This is a genomic window from Pseudomonas sp. GD03842 (genome assembly GCF_029841165.1).
Taxonomy (GTDB): Bacteria; Pseudomonadota; Gammaproteobacteria; order Pseudomonadales; family Pseudomonadaceae; genus Aquipseudomonas.
Window position 1 is genome coordinate 25,584 of record NZ_JAOCEA010000005.1, and the last position, 25,392, is coordinate 50,975.

Here is a 25,392-nt window from a genome sequence, read left to right on the forward strand (position 1 = left end):
AGCTGTAGGCGCGCGCTTGCCCGCGATAGCGTTGTGTCAGTCACCCCTTCAGTGGATGTGCCGACGTATTCGCGGGCAAGCGCGCTCCAACGAGAGCGAGCGCCATGCTCAGGACTTGCGTTTTACTTGTTGATCATCGGCAGGTTCAGGCCTTGCTCTCTGGCGCAGTCGATGGCGATTTGGTAACCGGCATCTGCATGACGCATCACGCCGGTGGCCGGGTCGTTGTGCAGCACGCGGGCGATGCGCGCGGCCGCTTCATCGGTGCCGTCACAGACGATCACCATGCCCGAGTGTTGCGAGAAGCCCATGCCGACACCGCCGCCATGGTGCAGCGAAACCCAGGTTGCGCCGCTCGCGGTGTTGAGCAGTGCGTTGAGCAACGGCCAATCCGACACAGCGTCGGACCCGTCCTGCATCGATTCGGTTTCGCGGTTGGGGCTGGAAACCGAGCCGGAGTCCAAGTGATCGCGACCGATCACGACCGGCGCCGTCAGCTCGCCGCGACGAACCATTTCGTTGAAGGCCAGGCCCAGCTTGGCGCGCTGGCCCAGGCCGACCCAGCAAATACGGGCGGGCAGCCCCTGAAAGCTGATGCGCTCGCGGGCCATGTCCAGCCAGTTGTGCAGGTGCGCGTCGTCGGGAATCAGCTCTTTGACCTTGGCGTCGGTCTTGTAAATGTCTTCCGGGTTGCCCGACAGCGCTGCCCAGCGGAACGGGCCGATGCCGCGGCAGAACAGTGGACGGATGTAGGCCGGTACGAAGCCTGGGAAGTCGAAGGCGTTGCTCACGCCTTCGTCCTTGGCCATCTGACGAATATTGTTGCCGTAGTCAAAAGTCGGAATGCCTTGTTTCTGGAACGCCAGCATGGCCTCCACGTGTTCGGCCATCGATTGTTTCGCCGCTTTGACCACCGCAGCCGGTTCGGTGGCGGCACGGTCGCGGTATTGCTCCCAGGTCCAGCCTTTGGGCAGGTAGCCGTTGAGCGGGTCGTGGGCGCTGGTCTGGTCGGTGACCATGTCGGGGCGCACGCCGCGACGAACCAGTTCCGGCAGCACCTCTGCCGCGTTGCTGCACAAGGCGATGGAAATGGCCTTGCCCTCGGCGGTGTACTTGGCGATACGGGCGAGTGCGTCGTCGAGATCGGACGCCTGTTCGTCGACGTAGCGCGTTTTCAAACGGAAATCGATGCGGCTCTGCTGACATTCGATGTTCAGCGAGCAGGCGCCAGCAAGCGTCGCTGCCAGCGGCTGTGCCCCACCCATGCCACCGAGCCCTGCGGTCAGGACCCAACGGCCTTTGAGGTTGCCGTCGTAGTGTTGACGACCGGCTTCAACGAAGGTTTCGTAAGTGCCTTGCACGATGCCTTGGCTGCCGATGTAGATCCAACTGCCCGCGGTCATCTGGCCATACATGGCCAGGCCCTTGGCGTCCAGTTCGTTGAAGTGCTCCCAGTTCGCCCAGTGGGGCACCAGGTTGGAGTTGGCGATCAGGACGCGAGGCGCGTTGCTGTGAGTCTTGAACACGCCGACCGGCTTGCCCGATTGAACCAGCAGGGTTTCGTCCTCGTTCAGGTTGCGCAGGCTTTCGACGATTTTGTCGTAGCATTCCCAGTTGCGCGCCGCGCGGCCGATGCCTCCGTAGACCACCAATTCGTTCGGGTTCTCGGCGACTTCAGGGTCCAGGTTGTTCATCAACATCCGCAGCGGCGCTTCGGTCAACCAGCTCTTGGCGGTCAGTTCAGTGCCACGGGCAGCGCGGATTTCCACGTTGCGGCGTTTGGTCCATTGCTGGGCTGGGGCTTTGTTGTCAGTCGTCACGTCACAATCCTCGATGATCAATCCGGCCCAGTCACTGGGCTGACGGTGCCTGCGTCGAACAGGCGGAATAGGGTCTGGCGAATCAGGCGCCGCGGCAGGCGGTGCTCAGACTGCACGCTTCCATACTCATATTTACTTGTACATACAAGCATATGCAACTGAAGGGCCAAGTCTGCTGATGAGCCTGAATTTTCGTTGAGCGCCTGAGGTGAAGGGCCTCCCAGGAAAATCAAAGGTTAGTCCGCTACCGGGTTGGGCGTTACAGCCACTCGGAAATTGTTACTTTGAGGTGCGCCTGCTCCAGGACGGTGCAATCGGTAACAGAATGTTGAATTGTTTACGCGCGTCCTAAGGGGTCTACTGCTCGCGTCGTTCCACAGGAACTTTCCGGTCGGTGTAACCAGGGCGAGCGATGGACCGAACTATTGATCAAGGCGCATTGCGCAATCGGGAAATACGCCTGCAGGCGCTGTTTCTGGCGGGTCAGGATGGGGATGAGCGTGCCTATCGGGCATTTCTCACCGACCTGAGCCATCACCTGCGCGGTTTCTTGCGGGTGCGCCTATCACGTCAGCCGGGTGATGTCGAAGATGTGCTTCAGGAAGTGTTGCTCGCCATTCACAATGCTCGGCACACCTATCGAGAGGATCAGCCGCTGACCGCATGGGTATTCGCGATTGCCCGCTACAAGCTCACCGACTTCTACCGGGGGCGTTCGCGGGGGGATGTGTTCAACGATTCGCTGGATGACACGGCTGAATTGTTTGCCGAGCCCGAACTCGAGCCTGCACAGGCGCGGCGCGACTTGAGTCGCTTATTGAGTGGCCTGCCTGATCGTCAGCGTTTGCCGATCATGCATGTGAAACTGGAGGGCTTGTCGGTGACAGAGGCGGCGAAACTGACCGGGCTGTCCGAGTCTGCGGTCAAGATTGGCGTGCATCGCGGCCTCAAGGCGTTGGCGGCACGCATACGGGGTGCACGATGAAAACCGAGGAACTGATTTCCCTGCTGGCAGGCGGTGTCACGCCCGTCGAGAGGGGACTGCTGTTCAGGCGTTTCGGTCTGGCGGTGATACTGGCGTTGTCGGGGTCGACAGTAATGATGCTGCTGATATTCGGCATTCGGCCGGATCTGGTAGCGGTGGCTCATACGCCTCTGTTTTGGGGCAAGGTGGCCTTCCCCCTGTGCCTGGGCGTGGGAGCGCTTTGGATGATCACGCGTCTGGCGCGGCCAGGCATGACGTGCGGAGCAGGACGTTGGCTGGTGATGGCTGGGGTGCTGGCCGTATGGGCAGGGGCACTGTTCGCACTGGCACAGGCGGCACCCGATGCGCGCCTGAGCCTGGTGTTCGGCAAAACGTGGAAGGTCTGTGCGTTCAACATCGTGCTTTTGTCAGTACCCGGCTTCGCCGCGATCTTCTGGGCATTGCGTGGCATGGCACCCACGCGGCTGGGCCTGGCCGGCGCTTGCGGCGGACTGCTCGCAGGCTCGCTGGCGACGATCGCGTACTGCCTGCATTGCCCGGAAATGGAGATCCCTTTCTGGGGTGTCTGGTATTTGTTGGGGTTGTTGTTGTCGAGCGTGTTAGGCGGGCTGCTCGGGCCCCGAGTCTTGCGTTGGTAAATGCTACCGCGCTCCCTTGGGAAACTTGCTTTGGAAGCCTGCATCATTGCCACGGGTGCGGCGCGTGATTCGCTCCGTTTACCCGGCCTTCACCGTTCGCCCGATAAACTGGATCGGCCCGCTGGGTTTGTTGGTCGGGGAGCCGCCGGCCTTCTCAAGCGACAGCTCGAACATCTGATTCGGCTGCAACGGCGGCAGACGGTCTGTTGGCACCTTTAACGTTTGTCCCGGCGAGACCAGCCCAAGGGAGATCGGGCCCTGCCAGTCATCGGCCTGGGTCCAGAGCTGCAGCACCTTGCCGATGGGGACTTGAGTCTGGTCCACCGGCACCAATTGGATACCGCGCAAGTTGCTGGCTTGAATCACCCACCCGGGTAGGTGGTCTCCAGGCGTCGAAAGCACCGCCAGAAACGCAGGTGCAGGCGGTGTGGGAACGTGCCCGAGCAATTGTGTGGTGAGGATCACCGACGCGGCCAATCCCAGCCCGGCCAGGCCGCGCCAAAGCCCCGCGTTATCCCACCAAGCCAGGCGGCGTTTCTTGCGCTGGGCTCTGCGGGTCTGTGGGGTTGGCCTAAGTCCGTTGATGTTTCGTTCGATGCGATTCCAGAGGCGCGACGAAGGACTGGGAGGTTCGGCCATTTCCGTAAGCATCAGCAGCCGCGAGCGCCAGCCGTCGATGGCCTTGCGCAGGGCAGGGTCATGGACCAGCCGTTCCTGGACCTCGGCCCGCTGGTCGGACGTCAAGGTGCCCAGCACGTACTCGCCCGCCAGGGTCTGCACGTCGAGATCAGGGATCTTGTCTTGTTTTTCACTCATCCAAAACACTCCCGCCGCGTGGCATTGCCGCGCTTGATACGGGCGCTCACCGCGCCGACGGCGCACCAGAGGTGTGTGCGATGGTATCCAGAATAACCGCCGCGCCACTCTAGAAACACATTGTTACGACGCACGGGAGGGCTTTTTCGAATGGCCGTCACGGTGGTCGTCGTCAAACCACCAGACGGGCAGGAAATAGGCACGTAGTCCCGTAATGCGCCAAGGGGGATCAGCGTTTCGCCAGTGGGCTTCGTAACAACAGCACACCCGCGATTGCCGAGGCGATCGATCCCATTAGCACGCCCACTTTCACTTCATCGATCAAGTGCGCAGCGCCCGGAAACGCCAAGTTGCCGATGAACAGGCTCATCGTGAAACCTATCCCGCACAACAGCGCCACGCCATACATCTGCGTCCAGTTGCTGCCTTCCGGTAGCGTCGCAAGACCCGCGCGAATCGCCAGCGCCGCGGCGATGAATACCCCAACCTGCTTGCCCACGAACAGTCCCAGCGCGACACCCAGCGGAACCGGGTCCACGAGGTTGCCCCACGTGATGCCTGAAAGCGATACGCCCGCGTTGGCGAACCCGAACACGGGTACGACGCCGAAGGCGACCCAGTAATGCAGCTTCTCTTCCAGAAATAACAGGGGGGACCGCGCTTCTTCCTGTCGGGTGCCCAAGGGGATGCACAGCGCAAGGGCCACGCCTGCCAGCGTGGCATGCACGCCGGATTGCAGCACGAAGAACCACAGCAGCAGGCCCAGCAGCAGATACGGTAGCAGGCGCTGTATCCCCGCGCGGTTCATGATCACCAGCACCGCCAGTGTCGCGAACGAGGCGCCGAGCATGGGCAGGTTCAGGCCAGAGCTGTAAAACAGCGCGATGATGGTCACGGCACCCAAGTCATCGAGGATCGCCAATGCCGCGAGAAAGACTTTCAGTGAGGTCGGAACGCGCTTGCCCAACAGCGACAGCACCCCCAGCGCGAAGGCGATGTCGGTCGCCGCCGGGATCGCCCAACCGCTGAGTGTTTCGGCGTTGCCTGTGTTGATGCCCACGTAAATCAACGCGGGCACCAGCATGCCGCCGGCCGCAGCGAAACCGGGCAAGGCACGCTGGCCCCAACTGGCCAGGCCGCCTGCCAGTACTTCTCGTTTGATTTCCAGCCCGACCATCAGAAAGAAGATCGCCATCAGGCCATCATTGACCCACAACTCCACGGACAATCCGCCCCAAACGCTGTGTAGCGCGGCGAAATACAACGAGGCCATGGGGGAGTTGGCGACGATGATCGCGGCCAATGCCGCGCCCATCAGCACGATACCACCGGCAGACTCCGAGGCTAGAAAGCGGGCCAGAATCGCGACGGCGCGAGGGGTTTCTGTGTTGTGTTTGAGCGTGGTCATGCGCGTCCTTGTGTTGAATTCAGAACCTACCCGGAGTGCCCGTGTTGAAGGTCATGGCACCCCACCTGCCGGGTGCCACCCGCAAACGCTCCAACGCCGGATCCGGTGTGCCGCTTCACGGCAGAGCGCGACCGGATCAAGCAGCTACGCGCTGCGGGAAGCCGCGATTAGATCGCGGTCAGCTCGATCACGCAAACGCGGCTTGCCCGGGGCGCATACAACACCACTTCCAGCAGCGAGCCCTCGGCGTTGTCCAATTGCAGGCAATCGTGGCGCTCCAGCAACTGCGGCGGGTGTTCGCCGACATTCGCGGCCATCTGTTCGGCAGCGCTGAAGACAAGAAATACATGGGCCGAGCTGAAAAACCGCTGGGGTTGCAGCACGTCGATCCATTGCAGGCGAGCGCGGAAGCGCTGCGGCGAGTAGATCAGGTTGAAGTCGCGAATCGGCCCATCCAGCAGGGTGCAGGACACCTGACTGTCGCCCCGGAAAGCGAACGGATCGGACGGCAGCAATGGCTCGCTGTCCTGCCCATCGATGTTGAGCGTCATGCCCGCGCCTTGCAGCACCGTAATGATGCGCAGGTACCCTGCAAACACTGAAAATCCGCCTGACTCACCGATGTCGGCGATCGACAGGCGCCAGCCGAAGCCGTCCAGACCTTCGCCTGCGTCGCGGGTGATTTCCTCGGTACTGCCGCCGCCGTTTTTCCAGGGCATGCGCGGGTAAGTGGCGGCGCGCAAAACAGTCAATTGCGTCATTTGCTGAAACGTCCTTCCAGGCTATGGCGTGAGCCGGGGTGGATCAGCCGCGCGGCGGTAACCGGCTGACGGCCTGACCAAGTGCGGCGACGGATCAGGAGGCACGGCTCGCCTTTTTCGATTTGCAGCAGCTTGCATTCATCCGGGTCGGCGAGAATGGCTTCGACCACGTGCTCGCCTTCGGTCAGCGGTGCCACCTGATTCAGGTAAGCGTAGGGTGTCTGCTTGGTGAAGTCTTGTTGGAGGTAGTCGGGGGCCACCGCTGCGTTGACGAAGCGGTCTTCGATTTGCACGGGAATGCCGTTCTCGAAGTGGACGATCAAGGAGTGGAAGACGCGTTGACCTTCGCGCATCTCCAAGGCAAGGGCTCGCTCTGAACCTGCGGCTTCTTCGCAGAGGATAATCACCTGGCAGGTATGCGTATGGCCGCGAGAGGCGATTTCATCAGCGATGTTGTGCACCTCGAACAGCGCAGACTGAGTCTTGGGTTCGGCCACGAAGGTTCCGACACCCTGCATGCGCACCAACAAGCCTTCGGCCGTCATCTCGCGCAAGGCGCGGTTGATGGTCATGCGGCTGAAGCCCAGTTGCGTCACCAGCTCGCTCTCCGAGGGTACGCGGTGGTGCGGGGGCCAGGTCCCATTCTGGATCTGCTGGGTGATCATCTGCTTGACCCGGGCGTAAAGCGGCGCCGGACTGTCACCCATCTGGGCGGCCAGCGAAGAATTGGCAGGCGGAGTCGGCACGGAGAAATCCTTGTGATGACGAGCGGTGGGTGAACAAGCCGTAAATGGCGCCCACGCTAACCATTAACGCGAGTGCCGACAAGCTTGCCGCAGTTTACCGGGCAGGCAAACGTCTGTATATGTATAGACAATTTCACGCAGGGGGTGCGAAACGATGTCCGTTTTCTTTGCCGAACGAGCGTTATTACCGGCTGGCTGGGCCGATAACGTGCGTCTGGAGGTCAGTGCCGAAGGGGTTATCACCCGTGTGCAGGCTGATGCTGACCGTCAGGGCGCCGAGTCGATCGGCGGTCCGGTGGTGCCGGGCATGCCGAACTTGCACTCTCACGCGTTTCAGCGCGCGATGGCCGGCCTGGCAGAGGTGGCAGGCAATCCCAACGACAGTTTCTGGACGTGGCGTGACTTGATGTACCGCCTGGTCGGGCAGATCAATCCCGAACAGTTGGGCGTTATTGCCCGTCAGTTGTACATCGAAATGCTCAAGGGGGGCTTCACCTCGGTCGCCGAGTTTCATTACGTGCACCAGGATGCGGCGGGCAAGCCCTACGCCAATCCGGCGGAGCTGGCGTTGCAGGTGAGTCAGGCGGCGCGCTCGGTGGGCATCGGCATGACATTGCTTCCAGTGCTCTACTCACACGCCGGGTTCGGCGGCTCGGCGCCCAACGAGGGCCAGCGTCGGTTCATTCACACCACGGACAGTTATCTGGATTTGCACGCGCGCCTGCAACCGATTATCGGTGCCCAACCGGCGCAGGCGTTGGGCCTGTGTTTTCATTCGCTGCGCGCCGTCACGCCAGGGCAGATCGAGCAGGTATTGGCGGCCAATGGCTCGCCTTGCCCCATTCATATCCATATCGCCGAACAGCAGAAAGAGGTCGACGACTGTCTGGCCTGGAGCGGGCGTCGTCCGCTGCAATGGCTTTACGACAATATCGAAGTCGATGAGCGCTGGTGCCTGGTACACGCGACCCACGCCGAGCCGGATGAGGTCTCACATATGGCCAAAAGCGGCGCGGTGGCCGGTCTGTGCCTGACCACCGAGGCCAACCTGGGCGATGGGATCTTTCCTGCGGTTGATTACATCGCCCAGGGTGGGCGTTGGGGGATCGGCTCGGACAGCCACGTGTCACTCAGTGTGGTCGAAGAGCTGCGCTGGCTGGAATATGGCCAGCGTCTGCGGGATCAACGCCGTAACCGGCTGTATCGCCCCGATCAACCTGGGGTCGGTCGGACCTTGTATGACGCCGCGCTGGCAGGCGGAGCTCAGGCGATGGGGCAGCCGGTGGGCGCCCTGGAAGCGGGCAAGCGCGCCGACTGGTTGGTGCTCGACGGCAACGACCCCTATCTGGCGACCGCCACGGGGGATGCGATTCTCAATCGTTGGCTGTTTGCCGGTGGCGATCGTCAGGTGCGTCACGTCATGGTCAACGGTCGCTGGGTCATCCGCGACGGGCGCCACGCTGACGAAGAGGACAGCGGTCGAGCATTTGCGAACGTACTGCGCGAACTGCTGGGCTGACGGCCAGACCGACCGTCGCTCCTGCACCTCGAATGCGATTGATTTGGCCGTCCGTCTGGGCGGCCATCCCGTCAGTCGGCGGCTTTCGCGACCTTGGCATCCTCGGCCCGCCAGATCAGTTTGGTGGTGTCGTAACCTTGTTGTTGGGCCTTCATCAGCAGGTCGTTGCGCACCGATTCGGAGACATGGGCGGTGCGCGACAGCAGCCAAAGGTATTTACGGCTCGGATTGCCGACGATCGCCAGTTTGTAATCATCACTCACGTACAGCACCCAGTAATTGCCTTTGGCAACGCCGGGCAGCAGTCGCGAGAACCAGTTGTCGAACACGACCCATAGCTTGTCGGTCTTGCCCTCCACCTGCGGGGACGCCGTCCCATTCGCTTCCTCCCACTCGCCGGAGAAGGTTCGGCAACGGTTGGTCACCGCGACATTGCCGTCCCCTTTGAGCCTGTAGTGCGCTTCGGACTGCGCACAGTTGCGCTGGAAGAACATGGGCATGCGCGCCAGTTCGTACCAAGTGCCCTGATAGCGCTTCAAGTCAACATGATCGACCGTTCGGGGCGCCATGGAATCGCCGTTCGGGGTGACTGAACAGGCGCTCAACCACAGGGCTGCGAGTGCTATCGCCGCCCTACGCATGACTGGACGAAGGTTCATTTCAACCCCTGGCCGGAATACATCACGACTTTATCGGCCGCGTACTGGACGCTGATGAACGTTTTCTGATCCCCCCATGTGCAACTCGACATCCCCAGTGCCCCAGAGCACTCAGTGGGGCTGCCCAGCAACTGTTCGATTTGCGCCTTGGACATCCCGGCGGAGATCTTCGAATAGTTTTCCTGATTGATTTTGCTGCATGCGGCCAGTAGCACGCAGAGTGACAACAACGCGATAGAGCGCAACGACATGGATGAAGCTCCTGAACCTGAAGGGGGCAGCGCCAGTACTGACGTCATGCCGAAAGCTTAGAAGAGAATGGGCAGGTCGGGTTCCCTGATGCCCTCGCTGGCGCGGCTATGGCTGCTGTTCGAGCCGAAGCTTCTGCGCTTGATTTGGTGCTGCTTAAAACCGCGATCCGGGCGCTTTCAAAAACTCCACTTCCTGCGCCGTGGAGGTTCGGCCCAACAGGTCATTACGATGGGGAAAGCGCCCGAATCGCTCGATCACCGCGCGGTGTTTCTTCGCGTAATCCAGCGTGCGGTTGAAGTAGTCCCGGTCGGTGGCAGGCTGCAAGGGGAGGAGGGCAGAGAAGCGGCGGATGGCTTCGTCTTGTGCGTCCAGCGTCTCGGTGTGCTCGAGTACCAGATAGATGAAGGTGCGTTGCAGCGGTGTGAGTAAGCGGTCTCGATCGAGCCTCAGGCCGTGCCTGACCAAGTCCTGCGCACGTTCATCGCCGGCATAGGATTTGGCGGTGCCGCGGAAAATCATGCGAGGCAGTTGGTCGAGCAACAGCACCAACCCCAGCCAGCCTTGGGGCGTGGCGGTCCATTCGGACAGCCCGCCCGCGAGCGCAAGCTCGACCAGCCCGCCGAAGCGATTCGACGCGTCGGCGTCCTGGGACTTTTTCTTGCCGAACCAAAGGGCGTTTTGTTGCCTGGCGGCCTCGGTGGGTGATTCGGCATCACCGAACCACCATTCAAGGAGCGGCAGCCAGGGCTCCCGCACCGTCAGGCCTTGTGGTACGCGGTGGCGCGTTCCACTTCTTCCTTCGAACCGAGGAACACGGCAACGCGCTGGTGCAGGCCTTCAGGCTGAATGTCGAGAATGCGTTCATGGCCGTTGGTGGACGCGCCACCGGCCTGTTCGACGAGGAAGGACATCGGATTCGCTTCGTACATCAAGCGTAATTTGCCCGGTTTGGAAGGCTCACGCGCATCGCGCGGGTACATGAACAGGCCGCCGCGGGTCAGGATGCGGTGTACATCGGCAACCATCGCCGCTACCCAGCGCATGTTGTAGTTCTTCTTCAGCGGGCCTTCTTTGCCCGCCAGCAATTCGTCGACGTAGCGCTGGACCGGCGGTTCCCAGTGACGCGCATTGGACATGTTGATCGCGAACTCCTGAGTGGACTCCGGAATCTGGATGTTTTCGTGGCTCAGCACGAAGCTGCCCATCTCACGGTCCAGCGTGAAGCCTTTCACGCCATCGCCGAGGGTCAGAACCAGCATGGTTTGCGGGCCATAGATCGCGTAGCCGGCGGCCACTTGCTTGCTGCCCGGTTGCAGGAAGGCCTTTTCATTGAGCGCTTCGTTCTGGCTCAGGTATTCGTTAGGGCAACGCAGTACCGAGAAGATGGTGCCCACTGGGGCGTTGATGTCGATGTTCGACGAGCCGTCCAGTGGGTCGAATACCAACAGGTAGGCGCCTTTCGGATATTTGCCGGGAATCTGGTAGGCGTTGTCCATCTCCTCGGACGCCATGCCCGCGAGGTGACCGCCCCATTCATTGGCTTCCAGCAGGATTTCGTTGGACATCACGTCCAGCTTCTTTTGCACTTCGCCCTGTACGTTTTCAGTGCCCATGCTGCCGAGGACGCCGCCCAGGGCGCCTTTGGAAACCGCGTGGCTGATTTCCTTGCACGCACGCGCCACCACCTCGATAAGGAAGCGCAGATCGGCAGGGGTATTGTTGCTGCGGGTCTGCTCAATCAGATAGCGACTCAGGGTAGTGCGGGACATGGAGAGCTCCGAAGAAGGGGGGATAAAAACGCACACAGTTTAACGTGTGTGGCGATTGAATACTGCCTGTCAGACCGGTTTCGTAGTGTTTCGGTTCACGGGCTACAGGAATCTTGCCATGCATCCGTGACAGCGGGGTGTGGCGATCCGGCATTTTCTCACGCAGGATCGTTTCAGCCTCACCGCTTGGCGTTTGACGCTCGCAATGTGCCCAGCGCCATTGCGCCGAGCAATATCACGCCCAGCACCAGTACCGCCCACAGCCCTATGCGCTTCCAGTCCGGGCCGGCTGCCGGCGGTGCGGCAGCCACTGGAGCGTTCATCGTGGAGGCGTCCAACCTGGCGCTGCCCAGTGACGCCAATTTTTCAGGGGTGATGCCGGGCACCAGGGTACTCAACGGCAAGCTGGCGCTTTTGATCGTGGCATTGCCGATGGCCAGGCTATACGGCGCCGCGCCGCGACCTAGAAATACCAGTTGGGTGGCGCGCACGGCAAAACGCAGCCCGGGCGCCTCTTTGCCCAGCCCGCCGCCGCGATCATCGACCTCAAGCTTCAATTGCTGCATGACGTCGCCCGGCAATTCCATTTCATCCTGCACGACGTCCTGACCATTCTGCGTCAACCGATACAGCAGGCCGCTGTCGACCACCCGCCAGGGCCCATTGCTGTCGTGGCGCGCGTAGAGGGTGACGGGGGCGAGGCTGTTGGGCTGAGCGATGTCGATCTTCATGCGCTCCAGCGGGAGCGCCACCGGCAACTGCCAGACGTAGACGCCGGGCTTTTCCACCCTGCCCGCAATCTTCGGCGACCAGCTCAGGGGCAGCACGCCAGGGCGCACGCTGACCAATTGCGCGGAGGTCAGCGTCGGGGCCGATTGCGGGTTGGTCCAGAGCAGGCGCAGGTAGCGAGCGCTGCGGCCCGGCAAGGTCACGACCCGTTGCTCGACCAACTCGTCAGCGAATGACAGGCGCGCCACCTGGCCTTCGCCCCAGCGTAGCCAATGTTGAAGGTCGTCGCTGGCTTCGATGTCAAAGCGTTGGAAGCCTTCGCGCTCGCTGCTCCAATCCAGGATCAGTTGATCCAGCGGACCCTTGATTGCGCTGGTATCCAACAGCCAGCCGCGCAGGATTTCCTCCCCGGCCTCCATGTCCTCCTGAGGCTGGACCTCGACCAGCGTGCCGGTGGTGCTGCGTTCCACGCGTATCCTCGGTTCGGCGTCCTTGGCATCGTCGCTGTTGTAAAGGGGGAACCATTTGACGTCGACCGGCGTTTCCTCCTCCTGACGCTGCGGCTGGCCCAATGTCAGTGCATAGGGCTGGGCCTGACCGTCGGCGTTGAATACGCGAACATCATTGAGGTTGCTCTGGCGCGCATTGAGTTGTGCGGCCAGCGGCAGTTCGAGCCGATACCATGGGCCTTCGCCGCTGATCGTCAAGGGCGTATGGTGGGCGAAATCATCCGGCAAATCCTCCGCGAGGCTGAGCAGAGGGGCCAATAACAGTGCGCCGATGACAGCGGCCCTGGCGAGAGACTGGTGACTCAACAACGGACTCCTGGCGTTCATGGCATGGCCGAATCGGAAGCCGTCTCGTCGGAAGGAGACGGGCTTTGAGTAGGGCTTTTCGGTGGTAGTGGTGCGAAATATCCCACCACGAGCAGCAGAATGCCAACGCCGATAAATGAGACGATTCGCTCCAGCCCTCCACGGTTGCTCAATTCGACGAAAAACAGTTTCGCCACCACGACCGCGATCAACGCAGCACCGACGATCCACACCTGTCTGCGCGAACGAAGGTGCCCGCCCACCATCAAGGCCAGCGCGGTCAGGGTCCAGACGATGGACAGACCGGCCTGGACCCGCATCGAATCGAACAGCGCTTCGCTGTTCCAGGCCACCCCCGCCCAATGATGGGCGCTGCGCATCACCATTGCCGTGATCAACGCGAAGGAAGAAGCACCGGCGATGATCCAGGAGGTTCGCACAGCCGTATGAGAATCGACTCCCGATTGCGGCAATTGCAGGCGCGTCCAGCCACAGACGGCTACCAGTGTGATCGCCAGGCCCAATTCCAGCGGATTGATCAGCGGCAGGTAAGGCAAGGGGTCGGCAGCGCCGTCACTGAAACCGTTCGCCAACCAAAACCATGCCAGCATCGCGGCCGCCAAGGGCGCAGCGGCCCAGACCCGATATTCACGGGGGTAGCTGCCGACCGGCCATGGCCAATGGCGAGCCGAGGTCATGGCCAGCAGGTAGAGGCTCGGTATCAGCGCCCAGCCGAGCCAGCGCCATGCATTGTAGGATTCGGAAAGCATGAGCAGGGCATGACGCAGCTCCAGCGATAGCACCGTGATGATCAGCCAGCACCCCAGCACGTGGGCCGCAGTACGCAGGCGAGGCACCAGCAGGTGGTCCAGGCGCTTCAGCGAAATCAGGTGCGCTGCGAAAACCGCTATCCAGACTAGCCAGCCACCCTCCGCGGCCGGATGGTAATAAGGGGAGAACAGCTTCAGCCCCAGCAGTACGAAGCTGGCCGGGGTCAACAGCGTGCACAGTTGCGCCAGTCCGGCCCAGTTCAGGCGCCTCGCGGTCACTGTCCACAGACCGACGCTGATAGCCCCTAGTAACAGCAGGGTGGGTATTACCCTGTTGCCAGGGACGTAGTAGGTGCTGACGCACAGCGCCGCCGACCAGCCCAACGCTCCCCCGGCCAGCAAACACGGTTGCAAAGCCTGCCGACTCCGCGCCAGGCGCAATGTGCCGATCCGTTCGACGGTGAAGGCACTGACCAGGGCCGCCAGCGAAATGATTAGCGGCGTCCAGAAGTCCCCATGATCGAAGTCAGGTCCGTCCCCTGGTAAGGTTCTGCGATCGACGATGTCGAGATACGACAAGCCTGCACCCAGTTGCAGCAACAGGCCGAATACGCGGGCCAGCAAGCGGTTTTGTCGCATCCCCAGCCAAAAGACCGCGGCGCCTTCCACCGCCCAGGCCACTGTGGTCCACTGGGCACTGAGCCCGAGATGGATGGCCAGTGTGGCGAAGACGACGCCCAGTGACAGGCAGACCTCCACCAACAACAGGACTCGCCCCGGGGCGCGTCCGGCCAGCAGCCTTGCGATCCCCATGTACAGCAGCCCGAGCAGCAGGGCGCTGAAGGCCGCACCGAACTCCATGTGCTGAACAATGGCGTATTGCAGGCCGAACCCGGCGATGGGCGTACCGAACAGTAGGCTGCCGTCGACGTAATGACTCTGGGACGCCGACCAGCGCAACAGCGCTTCACGACTGTCGTTTTCTGGCCCGGTGGTGTGTTCTTGTAATTTGCGCCGTGCGAATAGCAGGCCGATGGCCAGGTACATCAGGAAGAACAGGATCAGGAACGGTTCGGTGCTCCAGAAAAGCGCTGGGGTATAGGCCTTCAGCCCCCATGCGAAGCCGATGCCGAATGTGCCGACGAAGCCGATCAGGTTCAGCGCACGCCAGGCCTTGAACCAGGCGATGGCGAAGATGCCAGTGTTGAGCAAGGCAAAGTAACTGAACAATGCCACGTGGCTGCCGTCGCCGCTCGAGGTCAACAGGGGCGCGGCGAAACCGCCCAGTGCAGCCACGCGCGCCAAGGCCAGGGAGTTTTGGGTCAGCGCCAGAATGGCGGAAAACAGCGTCACTGCAACCAACAGGCTGAAGGCCATGCCAGGGGCAAGCAAGGTGTGGACTTTCATCGCGGCGAAGGCCGTCAGATAAAGCACTGCCACCCCCGTGCCTTGCATCATCAGGGCGAAGGGTTCATTCCGCGACCGCAGCCACCAGCCCAGCCCCAGAAGCGCCAGCGCACTGACAGCGACGGCGGCGTAGCGCGCTTCGATGGGCACCACCATGCCTTCAGTGGCATAGCGCAACAAAAACGCCAGGCCGAGAAACAGCAGCACCACGCCAACGCGCAGCACCGTATTGCCACCCAGCAACCAATCCTTTGCGCGCTGCAGCAGGTTGTCGACCAGGTTCGGCGCGGCCGGTGCGTGAGCGCGTTCGGAAGCGGAAGGGGCCTCGCGCGTGCGACGCCATTCCGAATCGGTGGTGGTTTCGGCGGGTTCCGGTTCGAGATCCGGCAAGTCCCAGAGCAATTCTGGGCCGTTGTCCGCAACCGGTTCCACGAGCAGTGGCGCTGGGGCGGGTGCATCGGGCAACTGTGCCGCAGCAGAGTCCAATTGGCTCAGGCGCAGTTCCAGCGCTTGCAGATCGAGATGGGTTTGCGCCAGTTGTGCCTGGTGTTCGGCGGCCTGACGAGACAGTGAGGACAAGCGAATGCTCAGTCCCAAGGTGAGGCCAATGACGGCGCCGACAGCGCCGCCCAGCAGCGATTCATCCAGCACCGCGCCGAAGAACAGGCCCACCAGTAAAAGAATCCATTGCACGCGACGACATTCCTTTTGGCCGCAGCGCGGCGATGGCAGGAGTATATCGGGCGTTCAAGCGGAGAAAAAAATTTGTGTCAGCGGCGAGAACCACATCTCGCACGACCTGAGGTCATGCGACCGGAGAACGCGGCGTGTCGAACACGCCGCGCGCGCTGGCCCACAGGGCAACTTGCACCCTGTGGGAATGATCACCTCAGGCGGTCAATCCAGGGCTTGCCAGATCTCGTCCGCGTACTCGCGGATGGTGCGGTCCGAGGAGAACCAGCCCATGCGCGCCGTATTCAGAACGGCAGAGCGCCACCACTCTTTGCTGTCGTGCCAGCGCTGTTCGACGCGGGCCTGGGCGGTCCAATAGGATTCGAAATCCGCACAGACGAAGAAGCGATCGTAGTTGATCAGTTGCTCGATCAACCCGGCATAGCGATACGGATCGTCCGGAGAGAACACGCCCCCCCGAATCGCCTGCAGAACGTCGTTCAACCGCGCTGACGAAGCGATGTCGCCGTGGGCATTGAACTCACCGGCATGCTTGCGGGCTTCGACCTCCTGGGACGTCATGCCGAAAATGAACATGTGCTCCAGGCCCACCTGCTCGCTCATCTCGACGTTGGCACCGTCCAGGGTGCCGATGGTCAACGCGCCGTTGAGGCCGAACTTCATGTTACTGGTGCCTGACGCTTCGAGGCCTGCGGTGGAAATCTGCTCCGACAAGTCGGCGGCAGGGATGATGTTCTCCGCCAGGCTCACGTTGTAGTTGGGCAGGAACACGACTTTCAGGCGACCGCGCAATGTCGGATCGTTGTTGACCGTGCGGGCGATGTCGTTGGCCAGTTTGATGATCAGCTTGGCCGAGTGATAGCTGGCAGCCGCCTTGCCCGCGAAGATCTTCACGCGGGGCACCCAGTCGGTGCTTGGGTCGGCGCGCATGGCCTGGTACAGCGCCACTGTATGGAAAAGGTTCAGCAGTTGGCGCTTGTATTCATGGATCCGCTTCACCTGCACGTCGAACAGCGCCTCGGGATTCAAGGTGATGCCCATGCGCTCCTGCACGATGGCGGCCAAGGCTTTTTTGCTGTGCAGTCGCTGCGCCGCGAATTCTTGCTGGAAGGCCGCGTTGTCAGCCAGCGGCTCAAGCTTCAGCAAGGCGGTTTCGTGATTGTCGAGCACCTGTTCGCCCAGTTCCTTGACCAGCATCGCGGTCAACTGGGGGTTGGACTGGAACAGCCAGCGACGGAAGGTGATGCCGTTGGTTTTATTGTTGATGCGCTCCGGGTAGAGCTTGTGCAGTTGCGCAAAAACCGTCTTGCGCATCAATTGGGTGTGCAGGGCCGACACCCCATTGACGCTGTGCGAGCCCAGAAACGCCAGGTTGCCCATGCGCACGCGACGTCCATTGTCTTCTTCGATCAGCGACACGGAGCGCAACAGGCCGAACAGGTCCGGGTCGTCCTTGTGATCGATGCGCACCTGATCGATGTGCTGCGCGTTGATCATGTAAATGATCTGCATGTGACGAGGCAGCATCCGCTCCATCAAGCCGACCGACCAGGTTTCCAACGCTTCCGGCAACAGCGTGTGGTTGGTGTAGGCCAGGGTGCCCACGGTGATCCGCCAGGCTTCGTCCCACTGCACTTCGTAGAGGTCGATGAGGATACGCATCAACTCGGCCACGGCAATCGAGGGGTGCGTGTCATTCATCTGGATCGCCGCGTGCTCGGGCAGGCTGTTGATGCTGTAGCCCATGTTCTTGTGGCGGCGCAGCAAGTCCTGCAGCGACGCAGACACAAAGAAATATTCCTGGCGCAGGCGCAGCTCCTGCCCTGCTTCGGTGCTGTCGTTCGGGTACAGCACGCGGGAGATGCTTTCGGCGCGTACGACTTCCGCGACCGCGCCGACGTGGTCGCCCGCGTTGAACCGTTCCAGATGCAGATCTTCCACGGCGCGGGCCCGCCACAGGCGCAGCGTGTTCACCGCTTTGCCTCGCCAGCCCACCACCGGGGTGTCGTAGGCGATAGCGCGTACGGTTTCGCCAGCGTGCCAGACTTGGCGGGTCTCGCCCGATGCATCACGCATCGGCGAACCGGTGACATCCAGCATCGGCTGCACGCTGCCGCCGAAGCCGATCTGGTAAATCACTTCCGGGCGTTCGAATTCCCATGGGTTGCCGAAATCCAGCCAGTTCTCGGTTTGCTCCTGCTGCCAGCCGTCGACGATGGCCTGGCGGAACAAGCCGTGTTCATAGCGAATGCCGTAGCCGTGGCCGGCGATGCCCAGGGTCGACATGCTTTCCATGAAGCAGGCCGCCAGGCGACCCAGGCCGCCGTTACCCAGTGCAGCATCGGGTTCCAGCGTGCGGATCTTTTCCAGATCGACGTCCAGGCCTTTCAAGGCCTCCCGCGCGGTTTCCAGAATGCCCAGGTTGCTCAGGCTGTCGAACATCAAGCGTCCGATCAGGAATTCCAGCGACAGGTAATACACGCGTTTCTTTTCCTGCCGATAGATGTACCGCGTATGGTTCATCCATTTTTCGGCCATCTTGTCGCGCGTCGCCAGTGCGATGGCCATGAACCAGTCATGGTCGAATGCATGGGCAGCGTCTTTGCCGACCGCGAACTCGAGTTTGTTGAGCACAGCTTCACGAAAGGCTGCCACTTCAGCGTCACGAACGTTGGGTTCCGGAGACATCGGGTACGACCTCAAGTTGGTTGGACGATTAAATGGGTTGTATGACTGTAGGGCGTGTCACCGGTTATTTCCTGTGAATGGATGAAATTCCGGTAGCACGACCCTCGGTTCGACTCAGGCGAGGCGCTCTGGTTCGCCGACGTGACGGATCGCCGACCTTGCCTGGAACGCCTGCATTGATCGTTCCAGTTTCGCGCCAATGAGCCTTCCGCATGGGTCGGCGTGCGCTTGCCCGCGAAGAGCGATCACTCGCTTGACCTGCTGCACTGCATCGGCAATAGCGTGGGCCAGCGCACGCCGACAGGACGTTCACAGTGCCAATATGATCATTTGGCGTTTCGGGTTTATGATGCCCGACGGCAGATAAATAGAAGCCCCTGAATTGGACTTTGGAGCACCTATGCAGACCTTGTACCCGCAGATCAAACCCTATGCCCGGCACGATCTGGCAGTGGAAGAGCCTCATGTGCTGTACGTCGATGAAAGCGGCTCGCCGGAAGGTTTGCCAGTGGTGTTCATCCACGGTGGGCCGGGTGCGGGATGCGACGCCCAGAGTCGTCGCTACTTCGATCCGAATCTGTATCGCATCATTACCTTCGATCAACGCGGCTGCGGCCGTTCAACGCCCCATGCCAGCCTGGAGAACAACACCACCTGGCATTTGGTGGAAGATCTGGAGCGCATCCGCGAGCATCTGGGCATCGATAAGTGGGTGCTGTTCGGCGGCTCCTGGGGCTCGACACTCTCACTGGCGTACGCACAGACGCACCCCGATCGAGTTCATGCGCTGATCCTGAGGGGCATCTTTTTGTGCCGACCTCAGGAAATCAAATGGTTCTATCAAGAGGGCGCAAGCCGCCTGTTTCCCGATTACTGGCAGGATTACCTTGCGCCTATTCCTGCCGACGAGCGCGGTGACTTGCTCTCGGCCTTTCACAAGCGTCTGGTCGGCAGCGACCAAATTGCGCAAATGCATGCCGCCAAGGCATGGTCGACCTGGGAAGGCCGCACCGCGACGTTGCGTCCGAACCCGTTGGTGGTCGATCGCTTCTCCGAGCCGCAACGCGCGTTGTCCATCGCCCGCATCGAATCCCATTACTTCACTCACAACGCCTTCCTTGAAGAAAACCAGTTGATTCGCGACATGCCCAAGATCGCTCACTTGCCAGGAATCATCGTGCATGGCCGGTACGACGTGATCTGCCCGCTGGACAATGCCTGGGAGCTGCATCAGGCCTGGCCGAACAGCGAGCTGCAAGTGATCCGCGACGCAGGGCATGCCGCTTCCGAGCCTGGCATCACCGACGCCCTGGTGCGTGCCGCCTCCCAAGTGGCGCGACGTTTGCTGGACCTTCCCCCGGAAGAGGCGTAAGCCAGTTGCAAAAAGAGACGGTAGACGTAAGCGAGCCCGCGTTGGCGTGCTGTTCGCACCCCACGGGTGACCGAACTGGCGCAATGGCGGGTGTACTGACGCCTGCATTGATCTGCGCATGAGCGTGATGACGAGGCTTCGATGAAAGGTTTGCTCCAGCGCGTGCGCAATGCTCGTGTCGATGTCGCAGGCGCCACCGTCGGCGCCATTGATCACGGACTGCTGGTGCTGGTGGGTGTCGAGCCTCACGACACCCGAGCCAGTGCCGACAAGTTGCTGCACAAGCTGCTGAACTATCGCGTTTTCAGTGATGGGGACGGGAAGATGAACCGTTCGTTGAGCGATGTGGACGGCGGTCTGCTATTGGTTTCGCAGTTCACCCTGGCCGCGGATACCCGCAGCGGCATGCGCCCGAGCTTTTCCAAGGCGGCGCCGCCCGCACTGGGGGCCGAATTGTTTGACTATTTACTGGAAAAGGCTAAAACCTCGCACAGAACGGTCGCGGCGGGCCAATTTGGTGCGGATATGCAAGTGCATTTAGTGAATGATGGCCCTGTGACATTTTTGCTGGAGACGTAAAACCCCAGCAGCGTTCACTGTGCCCGAATTTATTACGCAAAAAGCCATAAATACTTTGTTTTCCCTGATGCGTTGTTGCGCGCGCTACTAGATAATCGCGCGCTACAAAGACGAGCGATTGCCCGTCAAATCGGTAAAAACGCAGACTGGTCCGAAATCCTTTGGGGAATCATTGGCCCCATTCGGAGTCGGAACAATGCTCGCCAACCCGGCATATGATGGCTGGCCGTTGGTTTCTTCATCTGTTTCTCGGCGAGGGTTGCTCGTGATTGTTAGTCCATGTAATGCACCAAAGACCGCTGTGAAGCGCCTGCGGGGCGCTTTGTTGGCCGGGTCGGCTCTGTTCTGTCTGTTCGGTGCCAGTCAACTCTGGGCGTTCGACCTGGACGACGTGGCGGCAAAGGCCAAAGATCTGGCCGGGCAGAAATTCGTAGCTCCGAAAAGCAACCTTCCGGCGGAGTTCCGCGACATGAAGTTTGCGGACTACCAGAAGATCCGCTTCCTGCAAGACAAAGCCGAATGGGCCAATGACAAGACCCCCTTCAAGCTTTCCTTCTATCACCAGGGCATGCACTTCGACACGCCGGTGAAGATCAACGAAGTCACTGCCACCACCGTCAACGAAATCAAGTATGACCCGGCACGTTTCGACTTCGGCGGCATGAAATTCGATGCCAAGGCCACTGAGAATCTTGGCTGGGCAGGTTTCCGTGTCATGTACCCGATCAACCGGGACGACAAACAGGACGAAATCATGACCATGCTCGGCGCGAGCTACTTCCGCGTCGTCGGCAAGAATCAGGTGTATGGTCTGTCCGCCCGCGGCATGGCGATCGACACCGCGATGTCGTCGGGTGAAGAGTTTCCGCGCTTCACCGAGTTCTGGATCGAGAAGCCCAACCCGGATGAAAACCATCTGGTGATCTTCGCGCTGCTCGATTCGCCACGCGCCACCGGTGCTTACAAACTCACCCTGCGTCCGGGCACCAACACCCTGGTCGACGTGCAGTCGCGCATGTACCTGCGCGAGAAAGTCGGCAAATTGGGCGTCGCGCCGCTGACCAGCATGTACTTGTTCGGGGCTAACCAGCCGTCCAAAGTCCTGAATTACCGTCGCGAGCTGCACGACTCCAGCGGCCTGTCGATTCAGGCGGCCAACGGCGAATGGATCTGGCGCCCCCTGAACAACCCTAAGCACCTGGCTGTGAGCAGCTTCTCGGTCGAGAACCCGCGCGGTTTCGGCCTGCTGCAACGTGGCCGTGGCTTCAGCCACTACGAAGACCTCGACGATCGCTATGACAAGCGCCCAAGCGCTTGGATCGAGCCGAAGGGCGATTGGGGCAAGGGCACTGTCGATCTGGTTGAAATTCCGACCGCCGACGAGACCAACGACAACATCGTTGCTTTCTGGCGGCCAGAAACCCAGCCTGAGCCGGGGCAGCCTGTCGAGTTCAACTACCGCCTGCACTGGACCATGGACGAAGACTCCATCCATTCGCCGGATCTGGGCTGGGTCAAGCAGACCCTGCGTTCGACCGGTGATGTGAAACAGTCCAACCTGATTCGCCAACCGGACGGCAGCGTGGCCTACCTGGTCGATTTCGTCGGCCCGACCCTGGCCAAGCTGGGTGAAGACCCAGCAATCCGCAGCCAGGTCACCACCGATGACAACACTGATCTGGTGGAAAACAACCTGCGCTACAACCCTGTCACCAAAGGCTGGCGCTTGACGCTGCGGCTGAAGGTCAAGGATCCGAACAAAAACGTGGAAATGCGTGCTTATCTGCTGCGTGAGACCCCGGTCGAGCCCGGCAAGGAACCTGCGCTCATCACTGCGGACAAAGCAGACAAGAAGCCTGAGAAAAAAGCCGAAGCCAAGGTCGTTGCTTCGACCGCAGCGCCGAAGGACGAGAAGGCCGAGATCGTCAAGACTGACGCTCTGAAGGCGGGTGATGCCAAAGAGTCGAAAGACGCCAAGGTCGCCAAGGCCGATGCGAAGTCCGATTCGAAAGATGCCAAGGCCGACAAGGCTGACGCTGCCAAGCCGGCCGACGCCGCGAAGGTGGCGGATGCCAAATCCGACGAGGCCTCTCGTCCTGAAGCCGCGCTCGGCGATGCCGCCAAGGCGAACAAAGGCAGTAAAGAAACCGCGCAGCCAGCGACTGAGGCTGCCCCCACCCAGCAGGCCCCGGCCATGAATCAACAGGTTCTGACCGAGACCTGGAGCTACCAGTTGCCAGCCGATGAGTAATTCACAAGCCGTGCCCGAGTCTCTTCACGAGTACCTCGCACATCTGCCAATGAGCGACGAGCAGCGGGCCGAATTGGCCAGCTGCACCTCGTTCGCTGAGCTGCATGAACGCCTTTCGGCACAGACCGTTGCCGACCCTGCCGAAGCCGCCCAGGCTTCGGTAGGTCGTCGCCTTACCCTTACCACCGCCGACGAACTGCGCGAAGCCGAGATGCTGTCGGTGGATGCCAGCGGTCGTGTGTGCCTTAAAGCCACGCCACCGATTCGCCGCACCAAGGTCGTGCCTGAGCCGTGGCGGACCAACGTCCTGCATCGCGCGTGGCGCCGGATGACGGGGAAAACCAACCCGCCCAAACCGAGCAAGGATGACTTGCCCCGGGACTTGCCGAAGTCTCGCTGGCGTACGGTGGGTTCGATCCGCCGCTATATCCTGCTGATCCTGATGTTGGGCCAGACCATCGTCGCTGGCTTCTACATGAAAGGCATTCTGCCGTATCAAGGCTGGTCGCTGGTGTCGTTCGACGAGATCAGCCATCAGACGCTGTGGCAGACCGCTGTTCAAGTCATGCCATACGCCCTGCAGACCACCATCCTGTTAATGTTCGGGATTCTGTTCTGCTGGGTGTCGGCCGGTTTCTGGACCGCGCTGATGGGCTTCCTCGAGTTGCTGACAGGCCGCGACAAGTACCGCATTTCCGGGGCGAGCGCGGGCAACGAGCCTATCGAACCGGGCGCCCGGACGGCGCTGGTCATGCCGATTTGCAACGAAGACGTTCCTCGGGTGTTCGCCGGGCTGCGTGCCACCTTTGAGTCGGTGGCCGCGACGGGCGATCTGGATCGTTTCGACTTCTTCGTGCTCAGTGATACCAATGAGACCGACATCGCCGTTGCCGAGCAGCAAGCCTGGCTGGACGTGTGTCGTGAGACAGGCGGATTCGGCAAGATTTTCTACCGCCGCCGTCGCCGCCGCGTGAAGCGCAAGAGCGGGAACCTCGACGACTTCTGCCGTCGCTGGGGGGGCGATTACCGCTACATGGTCGTTTTGGACGCCGACTCGGTGATGAGCGGTGAGTGCCTGACCAGCCTGGTGCGCCTGATGGAGGCCACTCCGGACGCCGGCATCATTCAGACCGCGCCGAAGGCCTCGGGCATGGACACCCTGTATGCGCGCATGCAGCAGTTCGCTACACGCGTCTACGGCCCGCTGTTCACGGCCGGTCTGCACTTCTGGCAATTGGGTGAATCCCATTACTGGGGCCACAACGCGATCATCCGCATGAAACCGTTCATCGAGCACTGCGCATTGGCGCCGCTGCCTGGGAAAGGTGCGTTTGCGGGCGCGATTCTCTCTCACGACTTCGTGGAAGCCGCGTTGATGCGTCGTGCCGGATGGGGCGTCTGGATCGCGTACGACTTGCCGGGCAGTTATGAGGAGTTGCCGCCCAACCTGTTGGACGAGCTCAAGCGTGACCGTCGCTGGTGCCACGGTAACCTCATGAACTTCCGCCTGTTCCTGGTCAAGGGCATGCATCCGGTTCACCGCGCTGTGTTCCTGACCGGCGTGATGTCCTACCTGTCAGCGCCACTGTGGTTCCTGTTCCTCGTGCTGTCCACGGCCCTGCTGGCGGTGAACACGCTGATGGAGCCGACCTACTTCCTGGAGCCGCGCCAGTTGTATCCGCTCTGGCCGCAGTGGCATCCGGAGAAGGCTGTCGCGCTGTTCTCTACCACGATCGTGTTGCTGTTCCTGCCCAAACTGCTCAGTATTATTTTGATCTGGGCCAAAGGTGCGACAGGCTATGGCGGCAGGATCAAGGTCACCTTGTCCATGCTGATGGAGATGCTGTTTTCCATGTTGCTGGCGCCGGTCCGGATGATCTTCCACACCCGTTTCGTGCTGGCGGCGTTCCTCGGCTGGGCTGCGACGTGGAATTCTCCACAGCGTGACGACGATTCCACGCCGTGGAGCGAAGCCGTGAAGCGCCACGGTCCGCAAACGTTGCTGGGCTTCGCCTGGGCCGCCTTGGTGGCATGGCTGAACCCGAGCTTCCTGTGGTGGCTGGCGCCTATCGTGGGCTCGTTGATTCTGTCGATTCCGGTGTCGGTGATTTCCAGTCGCACGAACCTGGGCCTGAAAGCCAAGGACAACCGTTTCTTCCTGATTCCCGAAGAGCACACGCCGCCGCAAGAGCTGGTGTCGACCGACCAGTACACCCACGAGAACCGTTGGCATGCGCTGCACGACGGCTTCATACGTGCGGTGGTCGACCCGCAACAGAACGCGCTGGCCTGCGCGCTGGCCACTTCGCGTCACCGCCATGCCGAGCCGATCGAATGGATGCGCACCGAGCGGGTCCGCCATGCGATCAAGGGTGGGCCGGAGCATTTGAATAACCACGAACGCCTGCAACTGCTGAGCGATCCGGTCGCGTTGGCGCGGTTGCACGAGGCCGTTTGGGCCGAATGCAACGAGGCGTGGCTGGAGGCCTGGCGCGCGTCGGTCAAGGCCGATCCACATGCGCCGCTGCTGCCGTTGCAGCCAGCGACCCATGTGAGCGTGCCGTCGTTGGCCAATGCCTGAGTGACAGTGCTATGAACAAAACGCCGCCGAAGAGAGATCTTCAGCGGCGTTTTTGTTTCTGAATCCACGCCCCTGTAGGAGCGCGCTTGCCCGCGACGGGGCACTGCCAGACACTGCGCCGTCAACTGACCCGA

Annotated in this window: 19 protein-coding genes; 7 read left to right on the top strand and 12 right to left on the bottom strand. The window is 61.3% G+C overall.

The window, feature by feature from the left end:
• Positions 1–122: 122 nt before the first annotated feature.
• Positions 123–1,820 carry a urocanate hydratase gene (gene hutU, locus N5D61_RS08850; protein ID WP_279892141.1) on the bottom strand — a complete coding sequence of 566 codons (1,698 nt, stop codon included), beginning with the start codon at positions 1,818–1,820 and terminating at the stop codon, positions 123–125.
• Between the two features lie 412 nt (positions 1,821–2,232).
• Between hutU and N5D61_RS08855 the strand changes: the two genes are divergently transcribed.
• Both N5D61_RS08855 and N5D61_RS08860 read left to right on the top strand, forming a co-directional pair.
• The gene (locus N5D61_RS08855; protein WP_108237458.1) at positions 2,233–2,805 is read left to right on the top strand and encodes a sigma-70 family RNA polymerase sigma factor; all 573 of its coding nucleotides are present in this window, start codon (positions 2,233–2,235) and stop codon (positions 2,803–2,805) included.
• Positions 2,802–3,443 (top strand): DUF1109 domain-containing protein, encoded by a 642-nt coding sequence (locus N5D61_RS08860; RefSeq protein ID WP_108237457.1) that lies wholly within the window; start codon positions 2,802–2,804, stop codon positions 3,441–3,443. Before N5D61_RS08855 ends, N5D61_RS08860 begins: the two co-directional genes overlap by 4 nt.
• A gap of 78 nt (positions 3,444–3,521) precedes the next feature.
• On the opposite strand, the gene N5D61_RS08865 is transcribed toward N5D61_RS08860, so the two are convergent.
• The 4 genes from N5D61_RS08865 to hutC form a co-directional block, all read right to left on the bottom strand.
• Entirely contained in the window at positions 3,522–4,259 is a 738-nt protein-coding gene (locus N5D61_RS08865) for an anti-sigma factor (RefSeq protein WP_108237456.1), read from the bottom strand.
• 229 nt (positions 4,260–4,488) lie between these two features.
• Positions 4,489–5,667 (bottom strand): Na+/H+ antiporter NhaA, encoded by a 1,179-nt coding sequence (gene nhaA, locus N5D61_RS08870; RefSeq protein ID WP_108237455.1) that lies wholly within the window; start codon positions 5,665–5,667, stop codon positions 4,489–4,491.
• A gap of 167 nt (positions 5,668–5,834) precedes the next feature.
• A complete protein-coding gene (locus N5D61_RS08875; protein WP_108237454.1) occupies positions 5,835–6,428 on the bottom strand; it encodes a HutD family protein in 594 nt (197 codons plus the stop codon).
• Positions 6,425–7,135: a histidine utilization repressor gene (hutC, locus tag N5D61_RS08880; RefSeq protein ID WP_177411041.1), complete on the bottom strand. Its 711-nt coding sequence runs from the start codon at positions 7,133–7,135 to the stop codon at positions 6,425–6,427. Before hutC ends, N5D61_RS08875 begins: the two co-directional genes overlap by 4 nt.
• Before the next feature lie 193 nt (positions 7,136–7,328).
• On the opposite strand from hutC, the gene N5D61_RS08885 reads away from it, so the two are divergent.
• Positions 7,329–8,693: a formimidoylglutamate deiminase gene (locus N5D61_RS08885; RefSeq protein WP_279892143.1), complete on the top strand. Its 1,365-nt coding sequence runs from the start codon at positions 7,329–7,331 to the stop codon at positions 8,691–8,693.
• Between the two features lie 71 nt (positions 8,694–8,764).
• Here N5D61_RS08885 and N5D61_RS08890 read toward each other — a convergent pair whose 3' ends face one another.
• The 7 genes from N5D61_RS08890 to N5D61_RS08920 all read right to left on the bottom strand — a co-directional run bounded on the left by N5D61_RS08890 (position 8,765) and on the right by N5D61_RS08920 (position 18,475).
• Positions 8,765–9,352: a lipocalin family protein gene (locus N5D61_RS08890; RefSeq protein WP_279892145.1), complete on the bottom strand. Its 588-nt coding sequence runs from the start codon at positions 9,350–9,352 to the stop codon at positions 8,765–8,767.
• Complete coding sequence (bamE, locus tag N5D61_RS08895; RefSeq protein ID WP_108237450.1) at positions 9,349–9,603, bottom strand: outer membrane protein assembly factor BamE; 255 nt, start codon at positions 9,601–9,603, stop codon at positions 9,349–9,351. The genes N5D61_RS08890 and bamE overlap by 4 nt, the downstream gene beginning before the upstream one ends.
• Positions 9,604–9,757: 154 nt before the next feature.
• Positions 9,758–10,360 (bottom strand): DUF924 domain-containing protein, encoded by a 603-nt coding sequence (locus tag N5D61_RS08900; protein ID WP_279892149.1) that lies wholly within the window; start codon positions 10,358–10,360, stop codon positions 9,758–9,760.
• 2 nt (positions 10,361–10,362) lie between these two features.
• A complete protein-coding gene (locus tag N5D61_RS08905; protein WP_108237448.1) occupies positions 10,363–11,373 on the bottom strand; it encodes a class 1 fructose-bisphosphatase in 1,011 nt (336 codons plus the stop codon).
• Positions 11,374–11,552: 179 nt separating this feature from the next.
• Entirely contained in the window at positions 11,553–12,938 is a 1,386-nt protein-coding gene (locus N5D61_RS08910) for a DUF3999 domain-containing protein (protein WP_279892152.1), read from the bottom strand.
• The gene (locus tag N5D61_RS08915) at positions 12,935–15,787 is read right to left on the bottom strand and encodes a DUF2339 domain-containing protein (RefSeq protein ID WP_279892153.1); all 2,853 of its coding nucleotides are present in this window, start codon (positions 15,785–15,787) and stop codon (positions 12,935–12,937) included. The genes N5D61_RS08910 and N5D61_RS08915 overlap by 4 nt, the downstream gene beginning before the upstream one ends.
• A gap of 204 nt (positions 15,788–15,991) precedes the next feature.
• Positions 15,992–18,475 (bottom strand): glycogen/starch/alpha-glucan phosphorylase, encoded by a 2,484-nt coding sequence (locus tag N5D61_RS08920; protein ID WP_108237445.1) that lies wholly within the window; start codon positions 18,473–18,475, stop codon positions 15,992–15,994.
• A gap of 400 nt (positions 18,476–18,875) precedes the next feature.
• Here N5D61_RS08920 and pip point away from each other — a divergent pair, with 400 nt between their 5' ends.
• From pip to mdoH, 4 genes are all read left to right on the top strand, one after another.
• Entirely contained in the window at positions 18,876–19,847 is a 972-nt protein-coding gene (gene pip / locus N5D61_RS08925; RefSeq protein ID WP_279892156.1) for a prolyl aminopeptidase, read from the top strand.
• A 141-nt stretch (positions 19,848–19,988) separates the two neighbouring features.
• Positions 19,989–20,426: a D-aminoacyl-tRNA deacylase gene (gene dtd, locus N5D61_RS08930; protein ID WP_279892158.1), complete on the top strand. Its 438-nt coding sequence runs from the start codon at positions 19,989–19,991 to the stop codon at positions 20,424–20,426.
• Positions 20,427–20,691: 265 nt separating this feature from the next.
• On the top strand, positions 20,692–22,677 hold the full coding sequence (locus tag N5D61_RS08935; protein ID WP_108237558.1) for a glucan biosynthesis protein G: 1,986 nt from the start codon (positions 20,692–20,694) through the stop codon (positions 22,675–22,677).
• Positions 22,670–25,258, top strand: coding sequence for a glucans biosynthesis glucosyltransferase MdoH (gene mdoH / locus N5D61_RS08940; RefSeq protein WP_279892160.1), 2,589 nt, complete (start codon positions 22,670–22,672; stop codon positions 25,256–25,258). Before N5D61_RS08935 ends, mdoH begins: the two co-directional genes overlap by 8 nt.
• Positions 25,259–25,392: the final 134 nt, after the last annotated feature.

Coding starts and splice junctions, on each gene's coding strand:
- N5D61_RS08855 (WP_108237458.1), top strand. CDS start 2,233: ATGGACCGAACTATTGATCAAGGCGCATTGCGCAATCGGGAAATACGC.
- N5D61_RS08860 (WP_108237457.1), top strand. CDS start 2,802: ATGAAAACCGAGGAACTGATTTCCCTGCTGGCAGGCGGTGTCACGCCC.
- N5D61_RS08865 (WP_108237456.1), bottom strand. CDS start 4,259: ATGAGTGAAAAACAAGACAAGATCCCTGATCTCGACGTGCAGACCCTG.
- nhaA (WP_108237455.1), bottom strand. CDS start 5,667: ATGACCACGCTCAAACACAACACAGAAACCCCTCGCGCCGTCGCGATT.
- N5D61_RS08875 (WP_108237454.1), bottom strand. CDS start 6,428: ATGACGCAATTGACTGTTTTGCGCGCCGCCACTTACCCGCGCATGCCC.
- hutC (WP_177411041.1), bottom strand. CDS start 7,135: ATGGGTGACAGTCCGGCGCCGCTTTACGCCCGGGTCAAGCAGATGATC.
- N5D61_RS08885 (WP_279892143.1), top strand. CDS start 7,329: ATGTCCGTTTTCTTTGCCGAACGAGCGTTATTACCGGCTGGCTGGGCC.
- N5D61_RS08890 (WP_279892145.1), bottom strand. CDS start 9,352: ATGAACCTTCGTCCAGTCATGCGTAGGGCGGCGATAGCACTCGCAGCC.
- bamE (WP_108237450.1), bottom strand. CDS start 9,603: ATGTCGTTGCGCTCTATCGCGTTGTTGTCACTCTGCGTGCTACTGGCC.
- N5D61_RS08905 (WP_108237448.1), bottom strand. CDS start 11,373: ATGTCCCGCACTACCCTGAGTCGCTATCTGATTGAGCAGACCCGCAGC.
- N5D61_RS08910 (WP_279892152.1), bottom strand. CDS start 12,938: ATGAACGCCAGGAGTCCGTTGTTGAGTCACCAGTCTCTCGCCAGGGCC.
- N5D61_RS08920 (WP_108237445.1), bottom strand. CDS start 18,475: ATGTCTCCGGAACCCAACGTTCGTGACGCTGAAGTGGCAGCCTTTCGT.
- pip (WP_279892156.1), top strand. CDS start 18,876: ATGCAGACCTTGTACCCGCAGATCAAACCCTATGCCCGGCACGATCTG.
- dtd (WP_279892158.1), top strand. CDS start 19,989: ATGAAAGGTTTGCTCCAGCGCGTGCGCAATGCTCGTGTCGATGTCGCA.
- mdoH (WP_279892160.1), top strand. CDS start 22,670: ATGAGTAATTCACAAGCCGTGCCCGAGTCTCTTCACGAGTACCTCGCA.